We start from the raw sequence: 14,052 nt of genomic DNA on the forward strand, positions 1-14,052 counted from the left end.
TCAACAGACAGCCATGGTAAGTACTCGCGGATAAGTGTGCATATATGAGCGCCCACATCAAAAGCTCCTCAAAGGCTTTTAGTACCCGAAATAATGTTAAATAGGGTCAAAATCTTTTCATTGCGGATATAAAGTTGTAATTTTGCAAATTGCAAAAGATTTAAATAAAAAAATACAAAAAATAGGGCGTTATCTGCCACAATCAAACAAATTCATGACTCAGACGAAAAAGATTCTTATTTTGTTCATCATGGTTTTTGCCATGGTAAGTTCTGTCAGCGCCATTCGTCCTGAACGCAGGCCATATTTCTTCCTTCAGAGCGATGGTACAAGAGTAACGGTTTATCGCAATGGCGACGGCCATTCCGGTGTGTTGTTCTATACCACGGAGGACGATGTGGTGTTGGTAAAAGGTGCTAACGGCGACCTGTGCTATGCCTATCCCGAGGGCGACCGCCTGCGTTCTTCAGGCATCATGGCGCACAATGCTTCGCTGCGCGATGCGCATGAAACGGAGTATATCAAGAGTGTAAACCTTGACCTAAAGAAGGCAACATCTGTTGTAAAATCCCGCCGAAGGGGGGTGCGCCGCGTTTCTGCACCAGGTGGTGACGGGCTTGGCACATACGGCCAGAAATCTTCAGGTGCCGTGCCGAGTATAGGCAATCCTGTCATTCCTATCATCATGGTCAACTTCTCGGACATTAAGTTCTCATACACTGACGCAGCGCATCTCGAACGTCAATATAACGAAGAAGGCTATACAGACGACAGAGGTTCTGTGGGTTCTGTACGTGACTATTTCATTGAGCAGAGTAATGGCATGTTTAAGCCCGAGTTTAAGGTGGTGGCAGAAGTGGAACTGAAAAAAGAAGCCTCTTATTATGGAAAAGACGAAAGTGAAGACGAAATAGACGTTAACCTTGATGAATTTGTGACTGAAGCATTTGCAGCCGCAGTGAAAAAAGGATTCAATCCTAAGAATTATGTATATAACAATGATGGTGTGCCTTGCGTTGTGTTCATTTATGCCGGTCAAGGCGAGGCTACATCCTATGGTGATGATGCAGACGGTTATCTCTGGCCCTGCGAATGGGATGATTATGGCACATACGGCGGGGCAGTTATCAACTCATTCTTCATCGGGAATGAGATGGAATACGTATGGTCGAGAAGAGGTTCGTCGTATGTAAGTTCAGAACCGCACTATGCAGGTATCGGCACGTTCTGCCACGAGTTCGGACATGCCCTCGGTCTGCCGGATTTCTATTGCACAAACTATGGACACGATGCGACACCGTTTGGTTATTGGTCTATCATGGACTACGGTTCATACCACAATGGTGGCTTTGCTCCAGTGGGTTATCTTGCATATGAAAAGAGTTTTATGGGTTGGTTGAATATTCGTGAACTGACCGACCCTGAAGCAGTTACTCTTGCGCCGTCGACTGCATCGGCAGGAGAAAATGCAGTACTCGTGCGCAACGACAAGAATCAAAAGGAATACTACATCTTTGAGAACCGTCAGCCTGGCAGGTGGTATCCATCCAATATGGCAGGTGGAATGCTTGTTACGCACTTCGACTATAATGCATCACAGTGGTCAGCGAACACCCTTAACAACGATGAAGACCACCTGCGTGCCACAGTTTTTGCAGCCGACGGACAGGTGGAGCCATACTCTGGGCAAGGACTCAACTTCATGAGCGACCTTTTCACAGGCAGGAATGGGAGTACCATTTCAAACTCCTCTGTCCCTGCCATGAAAGCGTTCACAGGAACGTATATGAACAAGCCTATCTATAAAATAGCAGTGAAAGACGATTCGCTTATGACGTTCAACTTCCTTGAACAAGAGGTTTATAGTTACACCGTGGGCGACACAATAACCGTGGACGGTGTTTCTTACGTTCTGCAGAAGAACAAGAAAGCTGTCGTTACAGCCAGTCAGTCAGGCAAATATGAAGGCGATGTGATTGTGCCTGAAAATTTCATTCACGAAGACATTCTCTTCACGGTGGTAGGTATTGATGAAACGGCTTTCTGTGATTGTCCTTCGCTTTATTCGGTATCATTCCATACGTCAGTTGAAAAGGTTGCCGATGGTGCGTTCAGCAACAGTCCGAACCTTATGTCTATTTGGGTTTCAACCGATAATGCAAAATACGAAAGCATAGATGGAGCACTCTATACCAATCGCAACCTCGATGGCCAGGCCATATCTTCGCAAGCCACTTTCGACTGGGCTAACAATCCTATGGGACTACCTGTTTCGACAAACAGCAGTCAAGCAGCAGGAAACATCAATTCTGCAGTTACGGAGAACGATGTAACTTTCACTTGTACACACGGCACCACAGCCACAAGGCTCTGGCAGTCGGGTACGAGCATCACACTGCGTGTATATTCCACAGGTACTATCACGTTAACAGCCCCCGCAGGTGCTTCTATCTCAAAGATAGAATTCACTGCTACGGACTTCTCTTTGACACCTGATGTGGGAACTATGAGTTCACGCACATGGACTGGCGAAGCCGAGAGTGTGACGTTTACAGCATCCAGCAGGACGAACATCACAAAGATTGTCGTAACGTTAGAGGCTACGTCATCTTCAGTGTGGACACTTCTGAAAGCGCCACAAGGCAAGGGTGGGACATTTGCTGCGGCCGATGGTGTCAAGATGATTGCCGCCGGGGCTCTCGAGGGTTCAAAATACACCACAATTGTACTTCCTGCATCTGTAGAAGACCTTGGTGCAAGCAGTGTGGCGGCTCCAATGATGACCACACTATATGCAGCCATGGAAACAGCACCTACAGTAAGCGAAAACCCATTTACCGGTGTGGATCAGACGGCATGTGTGCTGAAAGTGTATGATTCATCACTCAATAGTTATGCTGCAACCAACTGGTGGAAAGACTTCTTGCAAAAGGAACCCATTTCGGGCGAACTTCCCACAGCCATTGGTTCTGTGAGCATCTTTGGTGGAGAAAATGTGATTTATGACCTCCAAGGACGTCGCGTGCAACAAATGCAGAAAGGTGTTTATATCATCAACGGAAAGAAAGTAGTAAAATAAACAACATAAAGTAACCTAAGTATGAGAGCGAAGAGACTGCTTATATCGGTTTTATTCTGTACTATTGCCGTGATGTCGGTCGTGGCACAGACAGACCAGATTGATCCCGTTCATCCCACGTTCACCATGACACAGCGGGATGGTTCGACAGTAAGGTTGAAGACGTATGCGGGCCACAGGTCATGCTATATCTTTTATACCACGTCCGACGGTGCAGTAGTGGTAAAGGACGCAAATGGCGACTTTTGCTATGCAAGGGCAGAGGGCGGTGCATTGGTATCAACTGGTGTCGTGGCACATGAAGTTGGAGAACGCACTGTAGAAGAACAGCAGACAGCCGATATATCGCTCACTGTGGATGAGGCATTTGCCGCACTTGCAGAGACTGTTGCCACGCGCGACTGCATAAATCGTGTGCGCAAGCCCGATATGAGTCTGCTCTATCGCGACAATACAACCGGAATGGGTGTTTACGGCGAAACAGGTGGCGGTGCAGTGAATTCCATCGGTGAATACACACTGCCGGTAGTGCTCGTGGAATTTGCTGATAAGAAGATGCTCTCCACAAACACCAATGCAGCCTTCTTAAGGCAGTTTAACGAAGAAGGATACAGTCTTAACGGGCGAGTGGGGTCAATACGCGACTATTTTGTTTCGCAGTCGGGCGGCATGTTCAAGCCCACTTTTGAAATAGTAGATCGCATCACACTCGACAGCGTAAAGGCTTATTATGGCAAGGATGAAGGCAGCAGAAGGGACGTGAATTTATACAATTTCATTCAGGAAGTTCTCAAAGCGCTCAACGGCAAGATGAGAAAGTATCAAGACAAACGCACCAACAACAGTGTGCCCAACTTGGCTATCATTTTTGCCGGTACAGGTCAGGCTCAGTCAGGAGTAGCCGACGACCCGTGGCCCTGCGAGATGAATTTGGGCAGAGACTGGAGTTACAACATAGGTCTCGACTATGGTGTAAACTCTGTGTTCATCGGCAATGAAACTGAAGGTGCCGGACTGATGTCGCTCGGTACTTTCTGCCACGAGTTCGGACATGCGCTCGGTTTGCCCGACCTTTATTGCACATCAGGGGAAACTGTGCCAAAAGCCATGTATTATTGGAGCGTCATGGACCTCGGTTGCTACTTAAACAGAGGTATCGTGCCAATGGGTTACACAGCATACGAGAAGAATGTGCTTGGATGGCTCGACATACCTGAACTGACCAAGCCCCATGTCATCACGCTATATCCGCCGGGCAGCAAGAAAGGTAATAATGCTGTATGCATTGTGAACGACGCCGATGCAAGTGAGCGATTTATCCTGGAGAATCGTCATCCCGGCACATGGTATCCCGCTGACTTCGGAAAAGGATTACTGATAACCCACCTGCACTATGACCACAGCACGTGGTATCTCAATGCAATGAACAATGACGGCGACCATCTGCGCTACCAAGTGGTGGCTGCGGACGGAACCATTTCAAATGAAGAAAACGACCTTTGGGGCAGGAACGGCAAAATCATGTTTACCGACGTTTCTAAACCAGCACCTAACGTGTATTCAGGTGAGAAACTTGGCAAACCCGTGTTCAAGATTTCTGTGAAGACCGATAGCACGATAACATTTGCTTATCTTATGAGCAACCCGCCGGAATATTATGTAGGCGATACTGTGGAGGTGAAAGAGAGCGGACTGACTTGCAGGACAGAAAATAATCACGGACTTCTTGTACTGCCAAAGGGTAAATACGAACATTACAGCGGAGATATTGTCATACCCGGCGACACTGTAAACTTCGATCGTGAAAATTACGTTTACATAGGTATTGACAGTGCTGCCTTCCGTGATTGTCCGGACTTGCTGAGTGTGGCAATAGGAAAAAACATACGCCGCATAGGAAAAGGTGCATTCCGAAACAGCCCAAAACTTGCTGTGGTAAGTGTGGAGGAAGGGAATGAATGGTACGAAGAGGAAGCAGGAGCAGTTCTCACCAAAAAAGAAATTGCACAACCAGCCGGTACAATAACGAGTGCTGAAGTGGACTTTGCTGCCAATCCGTGGGGATTACCCATTTCCGAAAACATTGCTGACCATGAAACGGGAAGAATTACGGAGACGATAGCAGAAAATGGTATCTCAGTGGAATTTGTGGACGACACTCTGTCAACTTATCTCTATTCGCAAGCATCGGGAAATGTGCGCTTACACCCCGGAGTGGGTAGCCACATGCGCGTAAGTGCCAATGGCAACGTCATTACGAGGATAGAGATTTCAGGTACCACAGTAGCAGCAAGTCCGAATGTCGGAACCATGCAATCAAAGGTGTGGACCGGTGAGGCAAAAATCGTTGATTTCGAGATTACAGGTCGCAACACATGGAGCAAGATAGCCGTAGAAACACGCAGCGAAGGGAACACTTGGCGGCGCTTGGTCTATGTACCACAGGCAGGCACAGGAGAATTCTTCCTGCCATCCGATGTGGCACTAATAGATGACTATGCCATGGAAGGTGCCGGCTATACGAATGTAACATTGCCCGAAGGCATTTTAAGTCTTGGGCACAATGCCTTGAGTATGCCGCGTCTGACGTCTCTTGAGTCTCGTTCCGAACAGCCTGCTATTTGCTATGGCGGCGATCCGTTCACAGATATACCGGCAACCTGCATGCTCCACATCCCGGCAGGGATATCAAGCGTATATAGCGTTGCAGAATACTGGACACGTTTCTTCCCCAATGTTGTAGAAGACGCAGAAACGGGCATTTCTGCAATAGAAAAAGCACGTGGAATAGAAAAAGAGGTTTACGACCTCCAGGGCCGCCGTGTGAAGCAGATGCAGAAAGGTGTTTACATCATCAATGGCGCAAAAATTATTCGCTGACAATAATCTGGTTTGTCAATCATAACCTATACCCACCTATAAGAAGCAATCATGCGAAATACCGTTTTACATCTCATAGCCACCCTGCTTGTTGCATTGACGACAGTTGCGACGTATGCAGTGCGACCATTGCGAATAGCCATGACAGCGCGTCAGAGCGACGGCAGTACAATCGTTGTATATAAGGAAGGTGAAACACGTCTCGGCATCACTTTTCATGTTACAGTCGATGACATTGCAGTAGTTAAGAATGCAAAAGGCGACTTCTGCTATGCAAGTCTTGTGGACGGGAAGTTGGAGCCTTCCGAAGTTGTTGCACACGATGCTGTAGCACGTTCTGACGAAGAAAAAGCGTGGTTGGCAAGCAACGGCATCAGTGCACAACGCGTGTTTGAGGAGGCGAGTAGCGGAAAGCATTATTCTCCTGTAAATCGCACCACAATGAGCCTGCGCCCAGACGGACTGGGAACATACGGGCAGACCGCGGGTGGGGCAGTGCCGAGTGTAGGAACACCCACGTTGCCTGTCATCATGGTGGAGTTCTCAGATGTGAGTTTCATGGAAACTACTACTGTGGGGGCACTCGACAGCATGTTCAACCTGTCAGAAGGAGCCGCAGGACTAAGCATAGGCTCAGTGAAGAACTATTTCAGAAAGCAGTCGAATGGTATGTTTGAGCCTTCGTTCGACATAGTGTGTAGGGTGCGGCTCGACAACACGCGAGCCTACTATGGTGCCAACAGTTCTTCCGGTGCCATCGACCCTAACAATTACACCTTTATCACTCAGTCGGTGGCAAAGGCGGTGTCGCAAGGGGCAGACCTGAGCAGGTATGACGATGGCAATGGTGTGCCACTCGTGGTGTTGCTGTATGCAGGGCTTGGAGAGGCTGATTCCTATGAAAGAAATTCTGAAGACTTCCTTTGGCCCTGTGAGATAGATATTAACACCACGCTCAGCGGACAAAAAATACGTTCTGTATTCCTGGGTAACGAAGAACGCAGAACATACACCAGGAATGCAGCCGGAGACACCTTGAGTTCCGACCCTAAATTGGCGGGAATAGGTATATTCTGCCATGAGTTCGGACACGCATTGGGACTTCCGGACTTCTATTGTACCAATTATACTCACCGCGTAACGCCATTAGGAATTTGGGATATCATGGATATGGGGCAGTACCTGAATACAGGCAACGGCACGACCTACAGTCCGATAGGCTATACGGCATACGAGAAGAATTTCTGCGGATGGCTCGAAATACCTGAATTGGAAAGTGCAGGACCTGTCACAATCAGTCCTTATGGAAGCACACAAGGTCCATCAGCGTTCCTTGTACGCAATCCGAGCGATGATAAAGAATACTATATTTTCGAAAACCGCCAGCCTGACACTTGGTATCCCGCTGTTATGGGACGCGGGTTGCTTTCCACTCACGTGGCATACAACGAAACTAACTGGAAGAAAAACAATCTTAACAACACAGCATCGAAACTGCGTATGACTGTCTTTGCTGCTGACGGACAAGTGGCAACCGGATCATACCGTCCTTCAAATGCCCACTATAGCGACCTCTTCCCAGGTTACACAGGCAATTCTGAAATCACAGACGAAACGACTGTCTGTATGTCTGTCTTCACTGGCAGTACCATCGACAAACCGATCTATAATATTGCCCTACGCCATGATAGCCTTGTTACGTTCAACGCTTTCTGTAAAGTGGATACGCTGAAATTGGATAAGGCGGGCTATGCCACTTATTATACAACGCAGGCTTTCGAATTGCCCGAAGGGCTTGAGGCTGGTGTCATAACAGGTGTGGAGGAAGATACACTCATCGTGGAATACCGCTATGCAGCAGGGGCAGTGGTGCCAGGAAGAACAGCGATAGTGCTTCGAGGCGACAGTGGGTCTTATCAATTTACCTCAATCCCGCTTTATGAAGGGAAAACGGCACCTGCAGACAATTTGCTCTGTGGTGGCGACTTTGCACATATTCCCGTCATGGGGACAAGCCACTATTATCTTGCCAATGCAGCCGACAGTGACCAAGTGGGACTGTATCTCAAGACAACAGATGCAGCAGATGCACATGAGGCATACTTGTCATTGCAAGACGCAGACAAGCAAGCCTACCTGTTCAAGTATTTCAGAGAAGTAGCCGCAGCCGATAAAGGTGTGCTCTATGGCGATGTGGATAACAATGGTTTAGTCAATGTAACAGATGTTACAACGCTTATCAATTACATTCTCGGTGCTAATTCTGCAGTTTTCAATGTCGTAGCGGCTGACATCACTTGCAACAGCGCCATCGACGTGGCAGATGTTACTTCACTGGTCAATATAATCCTGAGCAACTGATTGTGCAAAACACAATTTATTTCTAACTTGATATCGTAAGAATGAATCAGAGAAAAGTTTTATTTTTTATACCCTTTTCAGTCCTGGTGTTAGCATTAAGTTTCTGCAATACGGCATGTGCTAACACCAATGAAACGCCACGTCAAAGCAACGATACCATTATCGTGCCCATAGTGGCGACAGACGAGGTTGGAGAGGTGAAAACAGATTCCCAATGCATTGAGATAAAAGACATCACGAATGAAGTTTCTTACGGTCACAATCCGGAAGCGAAACCCAATGTGGATGTCATTGTGTTGCACTCTTGTTATCATGCAGATAGTCCAGACACATTCAGCATAGAAGGAGTCATTAAGCAGTTTATACAATATGATGTGGCATCGCATTATCTCATTGCTCGCGATGGGCTTATCCTGCGTCTTGTCAGTGAAGATCATGTGGCATGGCATGCAGGGAAAAGTGCACTGCCAACAACCAAAAGGACAGGACTTAATGCTACATCGATAGGCATAGAGACCATCTGTTCCAAATGGAATGGACCCACAGAAGAACAATATACCGCTCTTGCTGGTCTTGTGAACGATATTTGCGAGCGATACGAAATCAACTACATCGTCTCGCATGAGGACATCGCGCCAACAAGGCGCTCTGACCCTTGGTGCTTCAACTGGAATCGTTTCAAAGCAAAACTTTCTGAAAAAGCACTGTTTGCTATCAGTAAGCGCGACCGTTTCCCTAAACCAAAACTTACAGAAAAGCAAAGGCGAACAAGGATGTAAAGGTAAAAGCCAAAAAAACGGGCCCCGAAGTAACGGGGTCCGTTTTTTTAGGTATAAGCAGTTTGCTTATATGGCTATCTTAACTGCTCGAATGACATTGCCGCTCTGCATCTTGACGATGTATGTGCCTGGAGGGAATTCTTTCGTGCTGATGCTTGTGGGACTATCCTTCGTGAAGTTCACTAATTTACCATCTGCGCTATATATCCATACCTTTTCCACGTTTTCAAGGTTGATGCAATCATTGGCTACAACTGCAGAGGATACAGCACCAGTAAGGGTGTTGATTGCTGTAAGGTCGCCATCGAGACCATCGGGAATATCGCTTACGCCTTGGTCGTGTGTGTCGGCAGGCGGTGTGCGCTCAGCGTTGGCACCCGATACTTCAATAGCGAGGTCGAGGGTGTAGCCTTTGGTGGTAAGACATGTAGGACCCGGATGGGGGAACCACGCATCGCTGAGCACCATGCGCATACGTGTGAAACCGCATACAGCATCTTCTGGAACATTAAGGGTGAATGGCTTGAGATTAGAACTGTTATTCTGCTTTTCTCCTCCCTGCTCAACAATAAGTTCGTCTGTCTTCGACTCGAAATAGCCGTTGATGTTCCAGTCAGCGTAGGTCTTCATGGTGCAGTATTGCAGACCATCGCTTGCACTGTTGTAAACCCAGTTGATGGTAACTTTATCTCCCTGTTTCACTTTCAGCACGCTCGATGTGCCGTCAACGTAGTTGGTACCATCTTGCTGCTTGCTACCCGTGAAGTTGATGTTTGCCACAGAAGCACCGGTGGATGTAACGGACGTGATGTAGCGAGTGTCGAAGGCAGTCTGGTAACCTTCAGAACTTGGGTTGATTTCGCTGATGCCATATACAACATCGCCTTCGACGCCAGCCGGTACGTTAGAACTCCTTGATACATGCACCCAAACAGGATCGCTGTAAGTCTTCAGGTCGGTAGAAACGGCGCGTACACCAATGTAGGGATCTTCGCCATCTGACATGGGAATATCGCCAATATAGTCTGACCAGCCCTGTACATGGCTGATTGCGCTGATTCTGCCGTCTTCTCCATTCTTGTAAAGAACTTCGAAGTGATCCACATTGCCGTCTTCGTTGAATACCATACCCCAATCGGAACGTGTGCTACCGGTAGCATCAAGTGCCCAGTTGAGTTTCACGGCAAGCGATTTGGTAGTTTCGCGCTTCACTTCTACAGTGAAGTCCTTGATTTCTGCAGGTACAACGGTTTTCTCATCGTTAATTTCAAGTTTGCCTACATACATATTGTAGTTGCCCGACGTTGAACCCTTCACACGGAGACCAACGAATTGCACAACGTCGCCAGAGGCCAGGTCGAGAGCAATGTTCTTCTCTTCCCAATTTTTGGAAGTGGTGTTGCCTACGGGATATTCGTGGTAGGTCGTTTCGCCCTTCTTTTTGAGTATGAGGTAGAGGTTGCTGGCATTGTTGCCTTCAATGCCACTCTTGATGGCTACTTTTGCGTATGTGCCCGCGCTCGCAACTGGCAATTCTGTGCGATAGAGCACAATGTCCGTACCACTGGCAGAAGGTGTGCCCGTCAGGCGGAGACTTGAACCACCTTGGTAACTGTCATCAATGGTGAATTCAGGTTGTATGTTGGTGGCAACAGTCGTTGTATTAGCCGAACGTACTAACCAGCGATATGTTGGCACAATGTCCTGAGTAGAGAGATTGTACCATGGACCTGCTGTCTTCTTTCCCTTGTAGTTGTAGCTGTTACCTACACCTATGTTGAAATAAGTGCGGAAAGGCATCGAAGTGATGGCAGAGCGCTCAGGGAAGTAAGTAGCCAAACCTCCGAAGGTGGAGAGGGGAGGAGTTGTCCCGTTCCATGACCAATCGTTGCCCGAGTTCTGCATTGTCGGACGGCGTGCAGGGTTGCGGTATCCACCGGAGAATCCCCTTTCGAGGAGTGCTTGGTAGTTGCTTTGGAACGAACTGGCATCGTCGCCCACGTTCCAACTCCAGAAACGACTGTTGCCATGTTCACCCCATAGAACGGCACCGATACTATTGCCTGCGAGAGATGTCCAGCGTCGGTTCATGTGTACAATCCATACGCCTGCGTATAAGCCGTCAACAGTGCCGAGTGTGTTATTTGCTGTGTTTTCTGAGGCAGCAATGCCGTAAGTGAAGTCGCCGGCAGCATAGTTCAGGAATGTATCTGCAGTCTTGCCGTTGGTCTTGGAACCGAATAGTGATTCTGCATTGCCTGCAGTCAGTGTGGAAACTGATGTGTAAAGACCGATATGGAAATTGTCGAAACCTACGCGTTCTGCTTCTTTATAGAGTGCCTGGTGGAAGCGTATGATGTCGGTGTTGGAATACGACGCATCTTCCCAGTTGTAGTTGATACCATCTGCACCGAAATAGAGTAGGCAGTTGATGACGGGTTTAACGTATTTGTACGTGCCATCAGCATTTTTTTCGGAGATGAGTTTACTATATGCCTGGTCGCCAGAGCCTGCTGTCCAACTCTCAAAGAATTTGATTCCGGACATGATGTCTGTGCCGTTTCGGTGTGCTGCATCAATCCAACAGCCTGGTGCCTGGAAAAGTCCATGATTCCACGAGCCGAACAGGTGTGTGTAGTTCCACATGGTGTATGTGTCATCGCCAGTGTTTGTACCCGGATATCCACCTGTTGTCTTGCCTGTTCCCATCGGAACATTCAGCCAGAGGCGGCGTGTGTTTGATACACCCCTGAGCAACTGGTTGCTTTGGTCGTTAATAATTTCGCGTTTGCGCACATGTGAGCGTACAAACTCTATGTCCATGGCTGTGAATCCGGCTGCTTCGAACTCTTCCATAGTCGGGTAATTCCTTCCATCCTGCAGCGCGTTGTAGAACAGTGTCAGCAAGTTGCTGTCGTTGAACGGATTGAAATCGAACAATGAAGTGGAAGCCGAAGCGTCGTATTCTTGCGCACAAACTGTCTGCACTGTGCCACCGCTTAGGCTGGCAACAAGTGCCGCTGTGAGTAGAATTTTCTTCATGTTATTATAGTTATATGTTTTTAATGTGTCTATAAAGTTTGTGGACTGCACGCAGAGTGTTTGTGCGTACAGCCCACAAATAGTCTTTATTTTCAGAAGTTAGGTCCTTCAACGTCCCACCACAGGCGTGTGCTCTGGTAGTCTTCGCCGCCGAGTGCCTCAAGACCCGTGCGGTCGATGTCGCGTACGGAAGCATCGTCAGTGTTGGGGAATGGAGCACGACGGATGAGGTCGCCATACTTCAAGGTGCCATCGCCTTCGTCAGCATTCATCACGGGGAACACCTTGGGATATCCTGTGCGACGCATGTCGCCCCAAGCCTCCCATGAGTTCGGGAAGAGGGCAATGTACTTCTGAGTGATGATTTTTTCGAGTTTCGTCTCCTGGCTGTCGCCTTCGTTCCATGCTACACCAATCTTGGTAACGCTTTCGAGGTAAGAGTTGCCGGTCTTCGGGTCAACCACATTGCCCATAGGATCCTGATAAATATAAGGAGTGGCCTCAGTCTGTGCCATGTATTCGGGCAGGGCACTGGTGTATGCATAATCGCCGATGAGACGGTCGTTCAGGTAACCATATTCAATGCCGCGTTCGTAGAACATCTTGGCATCACCGCCCATGTTCCAGCCGCGCAGTGCACCCTCAGCACGCAGGAAGTCAACCTCCGAGAGCTTAATGAGATAAAGTGGAGCCATAGCCACATTTTCTGCAACGAGTGAACTATATGCAATCATCTGGTTGTTGCCGTATGCCTGACCCTGTCCCGGGTGAATGCCTTCGCGCAGACCTACAATGCGTGTGTTTGCAGGAAGAACTTCACCGGTCTTCAGGTTAGTGATAGGATCGCTGTTCTTGCGGAACACGCTCTTGGCAAATGGGTGGTTGAGACTCATGAGCAGACTTTCGAAAGAAGCACTCAAGCGAGCATCGCCCCAGTTGTTCCATATCTCAAGCAATGGGTTGGTGAAACCTACCATCAAAGGAGACAAAACGGCTTCGTCGGTTGTTGTCTCTATCACACCGCTTGCCACGGCTTCCTCTGCCCATGTTTGCGCCAATGTCGGGTTCACCTTCACGATGTGCATAGCCATACGCAGTTTCAGAGAATTGGCAAAGCGCCTCCAATTTTCGATATCTTGCGTTGGGTCATACTTGTGTTGCAGCACAACGGTATAACTCCAAATCTGCTCCATAATCTTGTTCTGATACCATTCCGGGCGGTTCTTGAAGTTTTCGAGGCATGCTATAACGTCGTCAATGTTTTCAACAATTTTCTTGTAGATGACTTCCAGACTCTGATACACGAATGGAGAATTGCTGAAGTTTTCCTTGAAATTTTGATAGGGGAACGGACCGAAGATGTCTGCTACTTCCTGTGCTGCGAAGTCGTACAGGAGCAGGTAGATGGCCTTCAGTTCAGGAATGGTGTCGATGGCGGGATCGTTGATGAGCGGAACGATGGCATTTTTCACCATGATGAATGAACTGTTAGGACCGCCGTTGAACTCAGCACTGATATCGTATGTGGATTTCAGTGTGCCATACATAAAGTCGGAGTGAGGCACAGTGGTATATTGTGCGTAGTTGTCAGGACCTAAACTGTACTGACGTTGGTAAGCATGTGGACCGGGAACATCGCCGTTCTTACCACCGCGGATGGCATATTGCCCCGTGATGGTCTGATGGAAACGGGTCTCCAACTTTTTGGTGGCAGCATCCACCGCTTCTTCAGTGGGTAGAGTTCCATAGCCGATACTGTCGGGTTTGCCGTGATATACGGAGTCGGTGATGTTGATATCGGTTTGATTGAACTCATCGGTAGGCTCGTCGTAGTCAACACAAGCAGCAAAACTTATTGCTCCAAAGGCGAGCGCAAATAATGATAATGTCTTATAGAGTTTCATATCTTTT

General features: G+C 48.1%; 6 protein-coding genes. 4 read left to right on the forward strand and 2 right to left on the reverse strand.

The genetic code is table 11. The features are described from left to right. The first annotated feature begins 214 nt into the window (after nt 1–214). From C7Y71_RS07695 to C7Y71_RS07710, 4 genes are all read left to right on the forward strand, one after another. Nucleotides 215–3,079 (forward strand): M6 family metalloprotease domain-containing protein, encoded by a 2,865-nt coding sequence (locus tag C7Y71_RS07695; protein ID WP_146739378.1) that lies wholly within the window; start codon nt 215–217, stop codon nt 3,077–3,079. Between the two features lie 21 nt (nt 3,080–3,100). Continuing rightward, a complete protein-coding gene (locus C7Y71_RS07700) occupies nt 3,101–5,959 on the forward strand; it encodes a M6 family metalloprotease domain-containing protein (protein ID WP_111897994.1) in 2,859 nt (952 codons plus the stop codon). Nucleotides 5,960–6,010: 51 nt separating this feature from the next. Then, the gene (locus tag C7Y71_RS07705; RefSeq protein WP_111897995.1) at nt 6,011–8,320 is read left to right on the forward strand and encodes a M6 family metalloprotease domain-containing protein; all 2,310 of its coding nucleotides are present in this window, start codon (nt 6,011–6,013) and stop codon (nt 8,318–8,320) included. A gap of 86 nt (nt 8,321–8,406) precedes the next feature. Next, entirely contained in the window at nt 8,407–9,099 is a 693-nt protein-coding gene (locus C7Y71_RS07710; RefSeq protein WP_193215871.1) for an N-acetylmuramoyl-L-alanine amidase, read from the forward strand. Between the two features lie 66 nt (nt 9,100–9,165). Here C7Y71_RS07710 and C7Y71_RS07715 read toward each other — a convergent pair whose 3' ends face one another. Next, nucleotides 9,166–12,141, reverse strand: a complete 2,976-nt coding sequence (locus C7Y71_RS07715) for an endo-beta-N-acetylglucosaminidase (RefSeq protein ID WP_111898080.1) — start codon at nt 12,139–12,141, stop codon at nt 9,166–9,168. 92 nt (nt 12,142–12,233) lie between these two features. After that, complete coding sequence (locus C7Y71_RS07720) at nt 12,234–14,045, reverse strand: SusD/RagB family nutrient-binding outer membrane lipoprotein (protein WP_111897997.1); 1,812 nt, start codon at nt 14,043–14,045, stop codon at nt 12,234–12,236. Nucleotides 14,046–14,052: the final 7 nt, after the last annotated feature.

Origin of the sequence: Pseudoprevotella muciniphila, from assembly GCF_003265305.2 — a bacterium.
GTDB lineage: Bacteria > Bacteroidota > Bacteroidia > Bacteroidales > Bacteroidaceae > Alloprevotella > Alloprevotella muciniphila.

What these genes read in the sequence shown, in the direction of transcription:
- C7Y71_RS07695 (WP_146739378.1), top strand. Translation starts at nt 215, where the DNA reads ATGACTCAGACGAAAAAGATTCTTATTTTGTTCATCATGGTTTTTGCC.
- C7Y71_RS07705 (WP_111897995.1), top strand. Translation starts at nt 6,011, where the DNA reads ATGCGAAATACCGTTTTACATCTCATAGCCACCCTGCTTGTTGCATTG.
- C7Y71_RS07715 (WP_111898080.1), bottom strand. Translation starts at nt 12,141, where the DNA reads ATGAAGAAAATTCTACTCACAGCGGCACTTGTTGCCAGCCTAAGCGGT.
- C7Y71_RS07720 (WP_111897997.1), bottom strand. Translation starts at nt 14,045, where the DNA reads ATGAAACTCTATAAGACATTATCATTATTTGCGCTCGCCTTTGGAGCA.
- C7Y71_RS07700 (WP_111897994.1), top strand. Translation starts at nt 3,101, where the DNA reads ATGAGAGCGAAGAGACTGCTTATATCGGTTTTATTCTGTACTATTGCC.